Origin of the sequence: Bradyrhizobium pachyrhizi (genome assembly GCF_001189245.1) — a bacterium.
Taxonomy (GTDB): Bacteria; Pseudomonadota; Alphaproteobacteria; order Rhizobiales; family Xanthobacteraceae; genus Bradyrhizobium; species Bradyrhizobium pachyrhizi.
The window spans coordinates 81,347-98,510 of the sequence record NZ_LFIQ01000053.1 but is presented as its reverse complement, the minus strand read 5'-3'; the positions used below and the strand labels follow the sequence as shown (position 1 = coordinate 98,510).

The 17,164-nt window shown below is 57.9% G+C and carries 13 protein-coding genes and 1 pseudogene; 8 read left to right on the top strand and 6 right to left on the bottom strand.

Annotated elements, in window-relative coordinates; all coding sequences use genetic code 11:
* Positions 1 to 115: 115 nt before the first annotated feature.
* Positions 116 to 382, bottom strand: a pseudogene (locus AKL29_RS10620) (transposase); the annotation flags it as partial.
* 166 nt (positions 383 to 548) lie between these two features.
* Here AKL29_RS10620 and AKL29_RS44615 point away from each other — a divergent pair.
* The 4 genes from AKL29_RS44615 (at position 549) to AKL29_RS10600 (ending at position 6,472) form a co-directional block, all read left to right on the top strand.
* Positions 549 to 770 carry a hypothetical protein gene (locus AKL29_RS44615; protein WP_244481911.1) on the top strand — a complete coding sequence of 74 codons (222 nt, stop codon included), beginning with the start codon at positions 549 to 551 and terminating at the stop codon, positions 768 to 770.
* Positions 771 to 2,173: 1,403 nt separating this feature from the next.
* A complete protein-coding gene (locus AKL29_RS10610) occupies positions 2,174 to 3,379 on the top strand; it encodes an HlyD family secretion protein (RefSeq protein ID WP_050384120.1) in 1,206 nt (401 codons plus the stop codon).
* Positions 3,379 to 5,349 carry a glycosyltransferase family 2 protein gene (locus tag AKL29_RS10605; RefSeq protein ID WP_050384119.1) on the top strand — a complete coding sequence of 657 codons (1,971 nt, stop codon included), beginning with the start codon at positions 3,379 to 3,381 and terminating at the stop codon, positions 5,347 to 5,349. The genes AKL29_RS10610 and AKL29_RS10605 overlap by 1 nt, the downstream gene beginning before the upstream one ends.
* 58 nt (positions 5,350 to 5,407) lie before the next feature.
* Complete coding sequence (locus AKL29_RS10600) at positions 5,408 to 6,472, top strand: hypothetical protein (protein ID WP_152977526.1); 1,065 nt, start codon at positions 5,408 to 5,410, stop codon at positions 6,470 to 6,472.
* Between the two features lie 335 nt (positions 6,473 to 6,807).
* Here the strand turns inward: AKL29_RS10600 and AKL29_RS10595 are convergent, their stop codons facing one another.
* From AKL29_RS10595 to AKL29_RS40555, 5 genes are all read right to left on the bottom strand, one after another.
* The gene (locus tag AKL29_RS10595; protein ID WP_152977525.1) at positions 6,808 to 7,176 is read right to left on the bottom strand and encodes a hypothetical protein; all 369 of its coding nucleotides are present in this window, start codon (positions 7,174 to 7,176) and stop codon (positions 6,808 to 6,810) included.
* A 746-nt stretch (positions 7,177 to 7,922) separates the two neighbouring features.
* Positions 7,923 to 8,156: a hypothetical protein gene (locus AKL29_RS46440; RefSeq protein ID WP_193395200.1), complete on the bottom strand. Its 234-nt coding sequence runs from the start codon at positions 8,154 to 8,156 to the stop codon at positions 7,923 to 7,925.
* A 559-nt stretch (positions 8,157 to 8,715) separates the two neighbouring features.
* On the bottom strand, positions 8,716 to 9,048 hold the full coding sequence (locus tag AKL29_RS10590) for a hypothetical protein (protein ID WP_152977524.1): 333 nt from the start codon (positions 9,046 to 9,048) through the stop codon (positions 8,716 to 8,718).
* 306 nt (positions 9,049 to 9,354) lie between these two features.
* Entirely contained in the window at positions 9,355 to 10,317 is a 963-nt protein-coding gene (locus AKL29_RS10585; RefSeq protein WP_244481909.1) for a nucleotidyl transferase AbiEii/AbiGii toxin family protein, read from the bottom strand.
* A gap of 106 nt (positions 10,318 to 10,423) precedes the next feature.
* Positions 10,424 to 10,723: a hypothetical protein gene (locus tag AKL29_RS40555; RefSeq protein ID WP_202814542.1), complete on the bottom strand. Its 300-nt coding sequence runs from the start codon at positions 10,721 to 10,723 to the stop codon at positions 10,424 to 10,426.
* Between the two features lie 294 nt (positions 10,724 to 11,017).
* Here AKL29_RS40555 and AKL29_RS10575 point away from each other — a divergent pair, with 294 nt between their 5' ends.
* The 4 genes from AKL29_RS10575 (at position 11,018) to nolL (ending at position 17,101) form a co-directional block, all read left to right on the top strand.
* The gene (locus AKL29_RS10575; protein ID WP_050384115.1) at positions 11,018 to 11,215 is read left to right on the top strand and encodes a hypothetical protein; all 198 of its coding nucleotides are present in this window, start codon (positions 11,018 to 11,020) and stop codon (positions 11,213 to 11,215) included.
* A gap of 1,813 nt (positions 11,216 to 13,028) precedes the next feature.
* Positions 13,029 to 14,327 (top strand): glycoside hydrolase family 28 protein, encoded by a 1,299-nt coding sequence (locus tag AKL29_RS10570; protein WP_038378073.1) that lies wholly within the window; start codon positions 13,029 to 13,031, stop codon positions 14,325 to 14,327.
* Positions 14,328 to 14,585: 258 nt separating this feature from the next.
* Entirely contained in the window at positions 14,586 to 15,566 is a 981-nt protein-coding gene (locus tag AKL29_RS10565; protein ID WP_050384114.1) for a pectinesterase family protein, read from the top strand.
* Between the two features lie 419 nt (positions 15,567 to 15,985).
* The gene (gene nolL / locus AKL29_RS10560; protein ID WP_050384150.1) at positions 15,986 to 17,101 is read left to right on the top strand and encodes a nodulation factor fucose acetyltransferase NolL; all 1,116 of its coding nucleotides are present in this window, start codon (positions 15,986 to 15,988) and stop codon (positions 17,099 to 17,101) included.
* Positions 17,102 to 17,164 lie beyond the last annotated feature (63 nt).

The following is a 17,164-nucleotide window of genomic DNA, read 5'->3' as shown; positions in this document are numbered from 1 at the left end:
CCTGCGCGCGGCGGCTGCGAGATCGGTGGCCGGGACGGAAGAATGGCCCGCAGCGCGACCGAACAATGAACTTACGGCGACCTCCGCAATCGTCGTCTCGGCCATGAAGAAATCGCTTGTCCGTCTCATCCGTTGAGTGCAGCTTGGCGCGATGCGCGGCCGGGAAGTTCATGTAAGCGAGCACGTCGGTCTCGGCCTCGTCGAGAAAGGCGGCGAGCTTCGGTAGCTTGGGGCGGAGTTGGTCGGCGATGCGCCGCCATTGCGCCCGCGCCGCCTCCGCATCGTCCTGGACGAAGGCGGTGACGATGGCGGCGGAGACGACGCGCCGTCCGCTCTTGCCGGCATGCGCCAGCGCGTTGCGCATGAAGTGGACACGCCTGCGGACGGGTCCACACCGGTCGCTACCGGCCACAGCCGGTGCGGCGAGTCTACATCCCCAAAGCCGATGGCGGTAGGGGGCCTCTCGGTGTGCCAGTGCTAGAAGACAAGATCGTCCAAAGCGCGATGGCCGAGGTGCTGAGTGCCGTTCAGATGCGCAAAAAATGCTCTTGGCCCTCAAAGCGCGGCTGGCCAGCTTCGGCTTGACGGTCCATGAGGACAAGACGCGGCTGATCGAGTTTGGCCGGTTCGCGGCCCTCTCGCGTCAACGGCGCGGCGAGCGACGGCCAGAGACCTTCGCCTTCCTCGGCTTCACCCACTACTGCGGGCGGACCAGAGATGGCCGGTTCATCGTGAAGCACAAGCCTGGCGGCTCATGCACGCGCCACTGACCACGCAGCACGAGTGGTTTGCCGCCGTCCTGCGCGGGCGCTACGGCTACTATGGCAGGCCGCACAATTATCCAGCGCTCAACGACTTCTACCGCAAAGTGCGTCGGGACCTGGCTGCGTTGTCTGAGACGGCGCAGCCAGAAAAGCCGGCGCATGGGCTGGCCGGAGTTCGAGACCCTGACGGCACGCTTCCGCCTGCCAACTCCACGCATCACTCGCACATGGGCGCAGGCGCGGATATGACGCGGGTTACTCTAGGGAAGAGCCGGGTGCGCGAAAGCCGCCCGCCCGGATCTGTGAGGGCAAAACCAAATGGCCGAGCTACTCGACCGCTGGCGGCCTGTCGTGGATCACTGTTTTGATCTGCTCGAACGTGAAGGCGCAGGGCATCCTCGAATGCCCTGTGTGCTCAGGCCGCGCGAGCGGCAAGGCGCCTGATCCTCGATCACCTCTCTTCGGCCCGGCGACGTTCAGATGTACATAGCATCAATGGCGATCAGATATCCGAATTCCGGATATCGGATGCGCCTCGAAGATCCGTCATCCACACGCGGCTAATACCCTCCGACTGAAGCGCCGGAGTTGACCGTTGCAGTCTCCGAACAACTCCTAACTGCGCCAGGGAGTGTCGTACGCACGATCCAAAGCACACTTCCACGATCATCCGCTTGTCCCGCCAAGTGGAGCCCTATCGGGCCATCTAGGATCAGCGACGCCTGCGAGGCCGACTCACTCAACACCAAACGATCCACCCAAGACTTCCAGAACGTCGCTGAATCTGATTTGCGGTCTTACGTTAGAACAAGACCCAGACTGTCCGAATTCTTACATGCTGTCGGTCTGGTACGCTTCCTTGAGAACAATTACCTTTAATGATCAAGCTGTCGCAGTTGGCACAAGTTTTGAAGAGAAGGGTCCATCCGCCGCACCCGCTCGCGAAGCGACGGCTACAATATTGCTTTTTAGGCTACGACCTTTTTGCGCAATGACACGGACTATCACATGGAGTCGGTCTCAATAGTACGTCACAAAATCTGCCCCCAATGCAGCTCTGCATTGGTCCGCCTTGAGTGGCATGAACGCATCGGTGTGCGGGAAGTTCAAAATCTTTGGCGCTGCTGGAACTGCAGGAACGAATTTATCACCGTTGTTACTTCTGAAGGGACGGATCCTCCTGCCGCTGAGATCGCAAAGCTATTCTTTACTAGCCTGTTAGTCTGATCAATGACGCCTGAGCCGCTAACAGTCGTATCCGAGCGGCGCCGGGCTTGGCAATCCAGAGCAGGGGCGGAGGGTCGCTTAGGGGAAATAGATTCGACCTCAGGCTGCACAGCATATGTTTGCCCCGTGTGCGAATACCGCTGCGCCACCCCTCCCATCATAAATGCAGTTGGAATGTCCTTATGAGCCTCGTACGTGCGATCGTCGGCTTAACGCTGTTGGCAGTGGGATTGTACGTTGTTATCGGCGAGCACTTCGCTGGAACATCGGCGGATGCTACACTCAATGCTCGACTCTACATCGTTCGCGCCCCAATCGAAGGAAAGGTAACGCTTGTCGTAAAGAGCATCGGCGCCCGCATGAGCCGCGGCGAGCTCATCGCAGAAATCAACGACCAGCGCTTCGATACCGCGAGGCTACTTGAGCTCGATCGCGATCGCGCAAACCAGCAGATTGAGCTGAACCGCCTCGTTGGCCAGCGAGAGGCCTTGTCCGCATCCAGGTCTCGCTTCGATGCTCAATCAACTGATTACCAGCGTGGCAGGGTTCGGCAGATCGAGGCCCGAATTGCCGAAACGAAAGCAGCTCAAGACGCTGCAGCCGCGCGCCTTCGTCAGGCGGACGCTGAATTTAAGCGCGCAAACGAACTAAGCACGCGTGGTGTACAAACGGCGGCGAATCTGGATCGCGCTCGCGCAACTTACGACGTTGCGCAGCAAGAACTGGAGAGTGCGCAGCAGCGAGTGAATTACCTGGAGACGGAACTTACGTCCGCTCGCGACGGCGTGTTCATCGGGGAGTCCTATAACGACGCTCCATCCTCGGCTCAACGAATCCGAGAGCTCGAGCAGCGGCTGGCCGAGCTGAATGTCGACAAAGAGCAGGTGAAAGCGCGTATTGTCCAGCTCGACGGCCAAATCGCTGCCGAGCGTCTTCGTGCCAATAGTTTGAGTTTCGCTACGCTTAATGCCAGCGTTGTTGGTCTAGTCTGGGACATATTAGTAGACGATGGCCAATATGCGCGGCGCGGCCAGGATCTCGTCAAGATCGTCGACTGCAGTACGCTGATCGTCACTGCGGGCGTCAACGAATCTCTCTACGACAGTCTTTCGGTCGGAACGGCCGTCCAATTTCGGTTGTTTGGGGATGATCGGATTTTCAATGGAACCATAACCCGCCTTGGCGGAGCCGGTGCAGCCGCGCTCTACACCAACCTTGCGGTTGGTCCAAGTGCACAACATCTCCAGCGCTTTGATGTCACCGTGACTGTTTCAGACCTCGCAGGAGAGCCAGATCTCAGCTGCGCGATTGGGCGTACTGGACGCGTTATCTTCACAGCCGGCCCAATCGCTCAATTCCGTCAGTTTATCACGCGGTACGGACTCTGATGCTTCTGCTGTCACCAATCGCTGCTGCCTTCGCAGGTGCTGCCTTCATAATTGGCCTCCGCCTTACCATCTTTCCGTTCCTTAATCCTATGAACTGGTATTGGCGCGCTCTGCTCCTGGGGACGGCTGGCTTACTGTCTTGGCGTTATATGGCTTGGCGCTTCATCGAAACGCTGGCGCCACTCGACTGGACTGCGGACGCGCTGTTCAGTTGGGGATTCGCCTTGCTCGAAGCGCTGACAGTGCTGTCCTCTAGCATTGCGTTTTTTATACTGTCGCGGGTGAAGGAGCGGACGGCCGAAGCAGACCAGCACTCCGAATGGTGGCCGCCTGGAGAAGCGCCGCGCGTGGATGTTTTCATCACGACCTACAACGAGCCGTCGGAAGTACTCGAGCGCACGATCGTCGGCGCGACAGAAATCCGCCATCCTCGACTTCGGATTTTTGTTCTCGACGACGGTGCCAGGAATTGGGTGCAGCAGCTCTGCGAGCTGCACGAAATCGGATATTTGGCACGCTCGGACAAGGAGCACGCTAAAGCGGGGAACATCAATCATGCACTTCGCGCGCGCGCTCGAGATCCGGATCCCCCGGCCTTTGTTGCTGTACTTGACGCCGATTTCGTTCCCCATGCGGACTTCATCGAGCGGACGCTAGCGTTGTTTCACGAGCCAAGCGTCGCGCTCGTGCAGACCCCTCAGCACTTCTTCAATCCTGATCCGATCCAACATAACCTGAGAATAAGCACCGCATATCCGGATGAGCAACGTCATTTCTTCGACAACGTTGAGCCAGCGCGCGACGCTTGGGGCATTGCTATCTGCTGCGGAACCTCATCCGTAATGCGGGTCCAAGCCGTCGAGCAGATTGGCTGGATTCCGACACAAAGCGTAACCGAGGACTTTCTGCTCACGCTTAAGCTCGCGGAAAACGGCTGGCAAACGGTGTACCTTAACGAGCCGTTGACGGAAGGCTTGGCTCCCGAGGGATTGAAAGAATATATCACTCAGCGCGGACGGTGGTGCCTTGGCCTGATGCAGATTGTCCGCAACTCATACAACCCCTTTGGCATGCACGGCCTTGGTCTGATGCATCGAATCGGCATTATTGATTCGTTGCTCTACTGGCTCAGTACCTTTCCTTTCAGGCTTGCCAGCCTGATCATCCCACTCTTGTACTGGTGGTGTGGCATCACCATCGTGAACGCGTCGTTGGTGGAAATTATCAAATATTATGTACCCTATTACCTAATGGTTCTGGTGTCCCTGAACTGGCTTTCAAAAGGGTTATTTGTCCCGCTTCTCAACGATACGGCTCAGCTGATCGCGGCCTGGCCCATCAGCCAGGCAGCCGCTCTCGGGCTGCTGACCGGGGGATCGCATAAGTTCTCGGTGACGGCCAAAGGCGGCGACCGTGCCAAAGTCGTTGTTCAATGGATGTTGATGCGACCATTCCTACTCCTACTCGGACTGACGATCGGTGGTCTGATCGTGCCGCTGAACTCCGATTTCGTCTTCAATACGTCCGCTACCGCGGGCGACGGCACGGCTATTGTGATGTTCTGGACGGTTTATAACATTCTGGTGTTGCTAGTAGCAGTCGTGGTGTGCATCGAACGACCGCGATACGATCGACCTCAGCGCCAGATCCCAGAACCCATCACGTTGGTGATCCAAGGTGAGAAGCATCGCGGATGGCTTCTCAATCTGGGCCGTGGGGGCGCTCGAATCAGCGGTCCATCCGGACTTTCCGCTGGAGCAGCAGGGAAGCTCAACCTGCCGGGGATTAGCGGAGTGGACGCGCATGTTGCTGCGACAACACGTGATGGCTATCGACTTAAGTTCTCTCCAACTCCGGAGCAAAGGGTGAAAATTATCAAGAAGCTTCACACCGAATCCGCCATGCCAGGGGCCAATCGAGGAAACGTCTTGCAAATGATCCGTGAGTTGGCGCGAGCTCTAACGAGTTGAGGAGCGCGAGATGCCGAAAAGACCTAGCCTACTGTCCTTGGTGTTCTGTGGAGGCGCCTTGCTCATATTGGTCCCTGCGATCGTGACCGCAACAATCTACACGGCCTTACTACAGCAACGGGGAGAGCAGCTGCAATTCGACGCGCTAAGGATTCGCGGCGAATTGAGCTCCGCGCTGTTGGCCCGCCGGCTCTATGGGGTTTGGATGGATGTAGCTCGGTCCGCTGAGCTCATTGACCCAACAGATCTAAAAAAGGCGAGAGAACACATAGATTTCTTGAGCCGCCTTGATCAGCGCTACACTTGGCTCGGCGTGGCGGATCTCGAAGGGACCATTCTTGTGGCTAAAGACGGCATGCTGGAAGGAGTAAGCGGTGCACAGCGACCTTGGTTCAGGCGGGGCCTTGTCTCGCCAGCGGCTATCGATGTGCATGCCGCTCAACTACTGGCCACCCAGTTGCCTCCATCCCTTGAGCCCTATCGCTTTATCGACCTTGCTGCGCCGTTGCGCCACGCCGGCTCCGTTGCCGGGGTCATCGGCGCTCACCTTGATTGGAAATGGGTTGCAGAAGGCATGGATTCGTTGCAAGTACCCGGCATTGACGTGCTGCTGCTTTCGGGTGATCGAACCGTCCTATTTGGTCCACCGGATCTCATCAACAAGCCGCTTAACATCGGCTCCGCGCTTGCGGCTAGTCGCGTCACGACTGCGTCTCTACGCGAAGGTTGGCCTGACGGTAGGGACTACTTCACGGTGATCGTTCCCACGGTCGGCTTCGCGAACCTTCCAAGCTTCGGCTGGTCTCTTCTGGTTCGGCAGAGTGCCGACGAGGCGCTTGCGTCCACCCATAACTTGATCCGATCATTCTGGAGGAGTTTCGTTGCTTGCGCCATTGCCACACTAGCGCTGCTCTTATGTGCAGCGCAGTGGCTGAGGACGCCCCTCCGCCGGCTCTCGAATACAGCGGAGGCCCTCGTGCACGATCCTTCCGCGCGGCCGCCATACCCGGAGACACGCTTTAGTGAAGCGGCGAGGCTCAGTGACGCGCTAGCTCGCATCCAATCGAAGCTGATGGGGCACTCTGGTCGCAATTGGACCCAAGCACCGGGTGGAGACGACTAGCTGAACGACGGTCAAACTAGTCTTCACGGCGGCCTCCGGCGCCGACGTTCAGGCACACCAACCTCGGTCGCCAGCGCATTGGTGCTTGGCCTCTTCTGGTCAGGACCATACCCCATCACCGCCATCGACGATGATCGCGCCCCGCCAAACGCCTGTTCGAGACGGCTGTTGACTGCCGATCACGCATAGAAGCTGTCGTTGACACGTCTGCCCTGTCGGAACATCCGTAAACCTTCCACTCGACATCCGTCGGCTGTGCGCCAACGTTAAAGAAAGAACAGCACAAAGCACGATCGTGGTTGCCACCGTTATCCGTAGCGCGATTGCCGCTCGGTTCATCTCGACATCACTCGCTGGCGATAGGCGTCGATCATGGCGGTCGTCACGTCATGCGGGTAGCAGATCGGCGCAGCGCCGCCGGGTCGGGAGTAGGCGCTTCGCGCGCCGCAGGCTCGGCCGTTCCGCTTCACGTCATCTGGGCAAGCGCAGGGTTTACCCGTCGCGTGGTACTGATCCCGGCTGGTCTTGATCAAAATCGAGGCAATCGCAGCGGCCGTCAGCGCGGCCTCAACGTTGCGCTTTGGGGCAGGCGGCAAAGTCTTGTCGGGGACGTTGATCTTGTTGACGGGCGCGCTGTCGCCGACGCCAGAGGCCGGCGTCGTTGGTGGTTTCGGCTGCATCACAATGACCGGCCCATCAGTCATAGCGAGTGGCGTTGCGGGTGCAACGGTCTGCGATGGCGCAGACGGCACCGGCGGATACGCTACAGGCGCATCCTGACGACCAATCGAATAGGCCCCGAGGGCTGTGACGCCCAAGAGCAAAATGACAACTCCGCCCCGCATGATTTCTCATTCAAGCGCAAGCCGAGATGCAGCGCAAGCAGTGGTTGAGTGTTTCCCACGTCCGTGCGTTTTCGGACGTGCATGCCCTTTGGTTGCGCTCTAAATTTTGTGGTCGCGCAAGGGGCACGCTGGAACAGATACTCATTTGGGGTATCTTCGCGATTGTCGTCGCGGTTGCTGCCACCGGTCCCGGTCGTCGTCCCTTTCGGATGGTTCGTTCTCGCTTGTGTGATCTCGCCGTTGCTGGCGGTCATCCTGCTCGCATTGTTGCCGAGACGTGGGGATGATGGCGACCCTTCGTAGATGGAGTGTCACGAAGGAAAGGCGAGGAAATGTCCGTTTTGCGCTGAGTACATCAAACGCGAGGCCATCGTCTGCAACCTCAGCAGCCGTCGCGCAGTCCACCGAATCGCCGCCAATAACGGAGCAACCCTACAAGCCCCAGATTGCCCTCGTCGCGGAGAGCACGGTAGACAGGTAATGTATGTTTCACGATGAACGATAGTAATCGGCGGTTTGCTTTTCGTAGTGATGGCCTCTGTATTCATCATCGCTGCGTCGCATTGAGCAATTCACCGCGTCAATGTGGTTGCTCGCATCGACTGTCACTGCATGAGCTGCGTGCTCTCTGGCGCGTCGATACACCAAAGGCGGATGCGGGTGCCGTGAACTGCGAGCGTATCGTCATCGATAACGCTGGCTTGTCCGATCCGGTCGGCGGCCATCGCAGCACCGCAGCAAGGGAAAACCACCAGCGCGGCGATTGTCCGATATGCCGTTGCTTGCCAATTATCGATCCGTATGGCGATTGAACGTAGCCTGCCACTCCGGCGCATCATGCTCGCGCTCCGGAATCTTGGCAGTTTTGTTGGCTGCGTTCGTCGTGCGGCAGCTTCATGGAAGGTCTGGGTTCAGCCTTCCACCGAAGGCATACGGTAGCAATCGCGGCCGCAATTTCTTAAAGTAGTTATCGCGCAAGGCGGGCATGACCGGCGCGGTCAAACCACCATCGTCTATCATTTATCGGGGTCGATGAACGTCCCTTCTTCACACTCAAGCATTGCATTGAGCATCAGCTATCCAAAGTTGGGCATGGGCATCAATTTGCGATGCAGCATCACTTCGACGCTTGAACCCAAGATCAACCGCAGTCGGATGTTCGCGGGCGGGTGTTTCTTCTGTGCAAGGATGTGTTCGACGGAGTTCTCACGCACAATAGGTCATATACCCGCTTAGCAGCGACGGCTGGTCGTGTGCTAAGCCGGTGCAAGCCTTGTCCGATCGCGAAACAATCGGCCTGAAATTCGACAGCTTGGTAGTCCAGCGCAGAGAACGATTCCGCTTCTGAGGTCAGGCTGGAGCCGGTGACCTGCTTCTGCAGAGCGGTGTGACCGTTGACTATGTGGCCCAACTCATGGTCGAACAAGTGATCAATAGCTGAAGGGCGAGGTCTGAGGCGTACTTCGCGCGTGCTGGGTCCTTCGGCTGCCAGTTGCGTTGCGCGGTGGTCGTCATATCATAGAAGCTGCGTCTCGGTTGATAATCTCCGCGAACGATCTCCGCACTAGGCCATCCTACGTGGGGCAAATTGTTGGGGTGCGAAAGCATCTGATCAAACAGATCGCGCAACAGAAGCCCCGTCCCGCGGTTGATCTTGATGACATTCTTACCGTCGTCCTGCATTTCAGCAGATGCGCCAAGATAGGCATCTGGCCACAACTCGGCGGCCACAGAGTCCGCCGCCTCCAGCCCGCATGCTTTGACATGGCATTCGCGCGATCGTTATAGCGCTCGCTTAAGCTATCGACATCGCTTGGGAAGAGGTCCTGCGGGAAGGGATCAGGCGCAAGACTGCCGTGGCAGTGTTTGTGTCGTAGTCCGCTCCCGCACGGATACGTTGGTTGCGGCTGAACTCGACCATCATGAACCGGTCTCAGCCCCTCGGCGATGGTGGATGGTCTTCCTTGTCTGGGCCTCTCATCATGATCAAGGTGCAGATTTTGAGAAGTTTTGGTCCGCGATGTTGGGTTTGAGCATTCAGAAATGTGTTTCCGCTTCTCTTATGACAGAACTGCTAAAGCTTGCCGATCCAATTTCCGATCTCCGCCAGGATCTCGTCGAAGCTCGACTTGCCCTCATAGTACAGGGCGCTGCTGCGCTCGCAGGCGTCGGCATAGAGCGCGCGCGTCTTGGCGTCGCTCGGGGTGAAGGCCTCGTTTGTGGCGATATCCTTGTTGTCCGCTTTCGGAAAGCGATCATTCTTGTGCTTGTTGTAGGCCTCGGTGCCAATGAAGGTTCGAACATCGTCGCGTTGAAGCAGTTGGTGAATGTCTCAATAGGGTCGCTGCCGTCAGCCTGCTGATGACGGAGCTTCGTCGCCACCGTTTGCAGCTTCTCGAAGGTGTAGCGCGGGTCATAGCTAGGGACGGCCTTGGCCCGGTTGTCGATGACCTCGACCTTGCCCGCGGCGTAGTCATAGACCCACGAACTGATGTCCCTCGGCTCGTTTGGTGCAACGGTGTCGAAGCCAACTTCGGGCAACACCCCGTCGCGAAGACCTTCCATGGCCTCGACCGTGCTGGGAAAGGTCAGCTTGATTCCCGCGCTGCGATATTTCGGGATATCATCAAAGTCCGCGTCCCGTTCGACCGTGGCGATGCCATCGATCTTGATGCTTTGCGCCAGCCAATCGTAAAAGTCTTTCCGGGATTGAATATGTGCCGGCTTATCGTGGTTCTTGCCGGTCTTTACATCCCGCTCAGCCGGAGGCTCGATGAGAATGTCGATGTCCTCCGAAAAGCGACCGATAATGCCGTGCCCCTTGGAAAGCGACGTGCCGCCCTTCAACTGAAACGTGAAGCCAAACTGCTGGAGTCCATGGAGGCAATGCATGATCCAGTAGTCCTTTTCGACCAGGGCTGGATCGATGCCTTTTTCCTCCGCCACGATGCGAATCAAGTCGCCGAATTGCGGATGGTTGTGAAGGAAATCACGCGGCATGCGACCCGCTCGCTTTCAAGGCGCGATCGAAGAACTTCCTTGTTCGCTCATTTCCATAGGAACGAACCGCCTGTTGCAGGCGCCGCCGGTTCGATGACATGGCACGTTAGGCGACCCTCCTGAGAACCTCGTCTTTCGCTTCGGCAAGCTGATCGACGTTGTTGACCAGATCAACGAGCAGAAACTCCCGCGTCAGCGACTTGGGAAAGCGTGGTTTCACGCGAAAGGCAAACTTGCGATTGCCGAGCTGAGATTCGCCGTGGCGCTTGTGGTTATAGACGACGGTCTTGTCGTAAAGCTGCGTGGTACCGACGCCGAGGCTGTTGTAGGCGCCGCGGGCCACGTCCCGAACGAGGCGGGACTTCTGACTCGTCAAACGCTTCGCCCTTGACTGCAAAAAAGCCACGCTCCAATTCCTGCATTTGGTTTCTGTCGATCGGGCACCGGTATTATCCATACACTGCAGTTGTTCAGGCCACTGGTCGGTAGCTTTTCCGGACGGCCAAAGCGGTCGGGAAGTTGGGCACGAGAAGCGTGCCACCTGCCGATCCGGTTTCCTTTTTGCCACCGGGCTCCACTTTGAAAAAACGGAGGCGCGGCGCTAGCAGGAAGTGGTCGTGGCCGAGCGGCTCATCTTGCCGGCGGCCGGGCACGTCGCACTGGCCGCGGCCGGCGTTTGTGAGCAGACAGATCCACTTTCATGATCAGGTCACGTCAGCTTTCCGTCAGCTGGGAAGCCGACTGCCGGAAGGTGAGCTTGGCGATCGGGAAGGTTACCGCTAACAGCGTCAATTTGGATGAGAATTTTCATGGGATCGGCTTCTTCTACGGCGCGGCGCTGATCGGCGGAGGCAAGACGGGTAAGGACATGTTCTACGAAGAATGCTGCCCTCGCTGACAAGCGTTGCGACGGGGGCATCTCGAAGGCTTAAGAAGGAAGGGACGACCTGATGGCTGGACGGCACGCTGTGCATCCTCGATTCTTGCTTCAAGCGAGACGACATCACCTGGCCGCCAAACTTCGCGCAGGCGCGCGCTCGCAAGAAAGAGCTGGCGCGTGAACCAAACGTAGGCCAACGCGCCATCGCGAAACTAGAACGTCGCGCGGATCTGTATGTCAGCAATCTACGACGCTACATCGAAGCTTTAGGTGGCTCACTAAAATCACCGCACGTTTCCGGAGGGAAGCGTGACCATGTCGGTGAACTAGGTAAAAGGCGCGCGCGAGAGTCGTAGTAGACGGCTCGGCCGGGGGCATGCGAGATTGCCCGATGTTCCGATAATCCTGGTAGCTCAATTACCCGAGTACATCACCTCCGAAATCGCAAACTCCCGCTCGATGAAGCAGCGGTCCAGCGCAACTGATGCGGACAATCGGCTTCGTCGGAATCTCCCAAAGCCCAGCCAGCGACAAACAGGCCTGCTGGGCTGACCTGCTTATCTCTTCGAGAGCGGCCTTTCTCCGTATGCAATCAAGTTCTTCGAGCCTTATTGGCGTCGGCAGAAACGGCTTGTCGCACCGCAAACAACAAGGTTAAAGACTGCTCTCAATCAGCAGGATTCCGCAGGTGATTCGTTCGCACCGGGAGATCGCGGAGTTCCGAAATCCGACCCTGATTTAGTCCCAGGCGGGCAGGGCCTTCCGACGGTCGGCGGACCGCCATCCGCGATTCGGGTCACCGTCTATTCATGGTCTCTACTGAACTAGCACGGTGGGTTGATGGTGCTTGTCGTCGAATATTCCTTTGACCCTTTGTAAAAGCCTGGTCGCAACTTTGGAACTTTTAGCGCTCGCAGCATAATTTCGCACAGAATCATGAACCTGCATCGGTTCTACCACTGAGGTCGCAAGATCACACCGTAAGCAAAGAGCTAACCAAATGTCGGGTAAAGTAGCTGCCACTACAGCAGCTATGTACGTAACGTACACAGCTAGGCGCGCTCGCGCCCAAATCACAACTCATCGTCTTCTGCAATGATCGACGGTCAACTTGCGACCTCATCGTCGTCGCTACACCACCGCCACCGCTTGCAAGTGGTCGAGCGCGTACTGTCTTTTTGGCATTCGATGCGCGGCCGCGGCGTGCTGCCTGGTCTTCGATTCGATAAGGCTCGCAAAACTACGACATGCTGAACGCGGAAAACGCTTCAAGCTGCGAGCAACGGCGCCGCGAACTGCACTATTCAATCACCCACTGCGCCGAGCCGTTCTGTAAACTACGGCGGCGCCCGAGCAGTAACTTGTCGTTCAGCTGCGATCTGGCGGTTCTTTCTCGTCCCGGCTTATCGCCCCCGACGCGCTGCTCGGTCTTATTCGAGAGTTTGCAGGCAAGAATGTTTGATCCCGGGCAAAATAAAGGGTCGAGATCGAAAAATCAGTTCACGTGCATAGCCGTCGATCGACCTGAGTCTGTTTCTGGTTCTGTTCGGTCCAAAGCAGGCTGCTCTACCTGAGCACATGGTGCCTGGCCGCCTCGTATCTGGCTTGCGGCTGCTCCGTTCGCTGAAGAATCGATGCGGACGTGAGGTGCTCCGGCTCTGCCTCGATGGCATCAGCCGTCGAGTGCCGTCGTTGGCAAGGCCCACGCTCTCGTTTGCGGTCTTATAAATGTCATCTTGCGCGGGCCAGTGCGGCGAACGGCGGCCGATTGGCCGGCGCTCAGCTCAGGACAAGGTAGTGGCGAGGATGCTCGCGGCACGAGACGAGGTCGATGACAAAGCTTTTTCGCGAATGGACCCTGTTGTTTAGCGTTGCCTTCATCGCTTTTTGCCCCACCGCGAAAGCACAAGATCGCCGCATTGTCGCCGAACCCGGAGCACCTCAAACGGTCTGCGACCGCCCGGTGCCATCTGGTGGGAACGACACGGCGAGGCTGCAAGGTGCCATCGACCATTGCCCCGCCGGTGCTGCGGTCTATCTCGGGCGTGGCGAGTTCCGATCGGGCTCACTCGAGATGAAATCGGGCGTGACCTTGTGGATCGGACGCGGTGCAACGCTTTTCGCCATCCCCGAACCTGCTGCCTACGACAAGGGTCGCGGACAGTGTGGTCGCATCGGGGCGAAAGGCGACGGTTGTCGGCCGTTCGTCAGCTTCTCCAAAACGCGCGGCGGCGGCATCTACGGCGACGGCATCATCGACGGCCAGGGCGGTGCACCGATGGTCGGCAGCGCCGAAACCTGGTGGCAGCTGGCCCGCCGCGCACAGGCCGAGGGCGGCAACCAGAACGCCCCGCGTTTGATCCAGATTGATCATGCACAGGACATCACTGTTTCTGGCGTCACCTTGCGCAATTCACCCAGTTTCCATGTCGCGATGAACCGGGTCCAAGGTGCCACGTTCTGGGGCCTCACGATCGATGCACCGGCCGATGCCCGCAATACCGACGGCATCGATCCTGGCGCCAGCCAGGACGTAACAATCACCCACAGTTTTATCCGCACTGGAGACGATAACGTCGCAATCAAAGCCGGCGACAATGGCGCAACCCGTCATATCTCCATCACCGATAACTACTTCGGCTGGGGGCACGGGATGTCGATCGGCAGCGAGGTGAATTCCGGCGCCAGTGACATACTGGTCCGCAACCTGACCTTGGACGGCACGACGTCCGGCCTGCGCATCAAGAGCGATATCAGCCGAGGCGGCCTGGTCGAACGGGTGACCTATGAGAACGTGTGTCTGCGGGGCAACCGATGGCCGGTCGCGTTCGATACAAAATACGATCCACGTGCCCAAGGCACGAGGATTCCAGTCTATCGCCAGATCGTTCTGCGCCATGTGCGTGGCGACAATGGTGCGCTGCTGATGCGCGGGGTCGACGAGCGGCACGCCCTTGATGTGACGCTCGAGGATGTTCGATTTGCCGATTCCGCGACTTGGCAGCTCGAACATGCCAATGTGACCGCCGATCATTCTGATGTGTCGCCGCCGCTACCCGGGCGAGCCAGAGAACCGGCGTCGCGCGGATGGGAGGGATGTGCCAGAGCATTCCGGGACGGTAATGATTAAGCACAACTCGGTGTCGAAGCTCAGGCCGGTCAGATGCGCCTCGATACCGCTTTGATTCACGGGCGTTGCGACGAGACACGGCGCTGACACCCTCATTGCAGCAGTCCGACAGGGTCACCGCCATCGGACGTTCCCGCAGTTGCGCGAGAGTTCCGGCTCGGTGGAGAAACGTGTTGATCATACTCAGCTGCTTGTCGCGGCGGGACGTTATCCCGACTGCATCGAGCGTGCAGCGAGCCCGACAAAAGGTGAGACCACATGCGGATTTTCGCGCTGTTCGCTGCAGTTCTGGTCGGAAGTTTCTGCATCTCGGCGGCCCATGCTCAGCCACTTTTTGTCTCGCATGCCGACAGGGCAGCCTATCACTCGGTTCAGGAAGCGATCGACGCATTACCGATCCAAGGCGGGGACATCCAGATCGCGCCGGGCATTTATCGCGAGAAGGTCAAAGTCTCTAAATCTGGTGTACATATCATAGGTTCCGGCAAGAAGCCAAATGATACGGTCGTTGTGTATGGCGACGGCGCGATCAATGTCGGAGAAACCGCTCGTTCTGCGACGCTGGACGCCTCTGGCGATGATTTCCGGCTCGATAATTTGACAATCCAAAACGACTACGCGCTCAATCCGGCCAATCCATCCTCGCAGGCGGTGGCGTTGTCGGTCACTGGAGACAGGGACGTTATCACCCGCGTCCGCCTGCTCGGCGCCCAGGACACGCTGTTTGCCGGTAAGCGGCCGAACGGCCGAGTATCGCGACAATACTTCTCGAACTGCTACATCGAGGGGCATGTCGATTTCATATTTGGTGATGCCAAGGCCTATTTCCGACAATGTGAGTTGCACGGCATCGCAAATCAAGCGGTCGTGTATACCGCACAGAGCAAAGGAGCCTCGGACGAGGACAGCGCGTATGTTTTCGATCATTGCAGGCTGACTGCCGACCCTGCCGCGCGCTATGTGGCGCTCGGCCGGCCTTGGCGCCCCTATGCCACAGTGGTGTTCCTGTCGACGAAGATGGATGCACCGATCATAGCGGAAGGCTGGCGCGAGTGGACTCCGGGCAAGACGATTACACTTAAGACGGCCAACTATGCCGAATACAAATCCTCCGGCATTGGAGCCAATCCGGCAGGCCGCGAGCCTCACTCTCATCAACTGACCGATAGCCAAGCCGCGAAATGGTCGCTGAGGGCGTTCTTCGGCGAGGCCACGGATTGGCTGCCCAGCGGAAGATAGGGCACAGAAACATTCACGAAAAAGGCGTAGTTGATGCCATGCGCCGTCCTGGTATGGATGACGGCGAGGGAAGCTTTGCTTGGGTTTGAACGCACCCGCGGCAGCTCAACTTCAGGCGGGCTGCGAAGCCACAGCTGGCCGGCTTTATGTTGCATGTTTCAGAAGACATCATGCGATCGCCGCGCCGCTGCTTGTTGCGAACACTTGATCTCGTCAGCTTTTCGAAAGCTTGCGGCCGCACAGATCGCCGATCTGCAAACCCTCGTATAACTCCTTCCCTCTTTCTTTATACCGATCACCTGCCTCCATATAATTGAACATTGGTGCCCAGCCAGCTATCGGAGCGTAGTCTCTAAATGGCAATTGCCTCCACGATGATCGGTCGGATCGATCTCCATGGAGCAAAGCTGCAGGAGCGAATGATTGATACATTGCGAAATTTAACCGGATCGACTGCACCTGGTGCGCCAGAGGCGAACGATCGCGATCTAGCTTTGGATTTTGCCAAAGGAGTGCTGATCATTTTGGTGATCGTCGGTCACCTGATCCAGTATATCCTCTACCGAGATGAAGGCTTCTGGGATTCGCCATGCTTCAAATGGATCTACATGTTCCATATGCCTCTCTTTATGGCGATAAGCGGACATCTTGCTTGCCGTGCGCTGTTGCGAAAGTCGTTAGCGCAAGCCGTCGGCGATCGGGCGATGCAGCTCTTGCTGCCCATGCTGTTTTGGTGCGCCCTCCTGGAGACAGCAAAGTTGGCTGTGCTCCCCCGCGCGCCTGACGCATCGGGCGACATTTTGCCAGTTCTGAACGATGTTGCCGACACATACTGGTTCATCTGGGCAGCGTTCGTTCATTTTCTTCTCGTTAAAATTCTTTCGATCTTCGATCATTGCTCGCCCTGGATCTTGTTCGTATCAGTCGTACTGGTCGCGCTCGCACCCCTGACATTCTCCATATTTCCTCTCATAAAGTACACTTACCCGTTTTTCTGCCTGGGCTTCTCATTTGCGCAGTCGAAAGGCCGGTGGACAAGCATAACACCATCTTACAAGCTGATCTTGGTCGTGTCTCTCTGGATAGCGGCACTGGTGTGTTTTCTGGCCTGGCAGAAGGACACTTACGTCTACAAAAATCTCGCGTTGGTTCAAGATGTGCTGTCGGCGAAGAACGTGCTTCTGATGCTTTTTGGCTCTGCGGCAGCCTCAGCGATCATGATTGAGCTCTTCTTGCAATGCTGGAGATCTGGCCGCTCAAATCGAGTGGTCCGCTTTATCGCCGTGGAAATGGGACAGAGCACGCTGGTGCTGTACTTGATTCAGGGTACGGTATTTCGCCTCATGGATTCGATACGGTACGCAGTGCCTTCGGATCTCACAACCAGGTTGGCCGTGGCGGGAATTCTAGGGGGAGCGATTGTTCTCGTCGCGCTGATGGTGCGCCGAACCGTGCGCGACATTCCTTATCTGTCTCAGCTCATTCTAGGAGCTTCGCCCCGCGCCCTTTTGTCCAGCGGATCAGCCCGCGCATAAGTAGAGCTGTAGCCGAAATCCGATCGGAAGCCCCCGGGATCATCCGAGAGCCGGCTCCCGGTT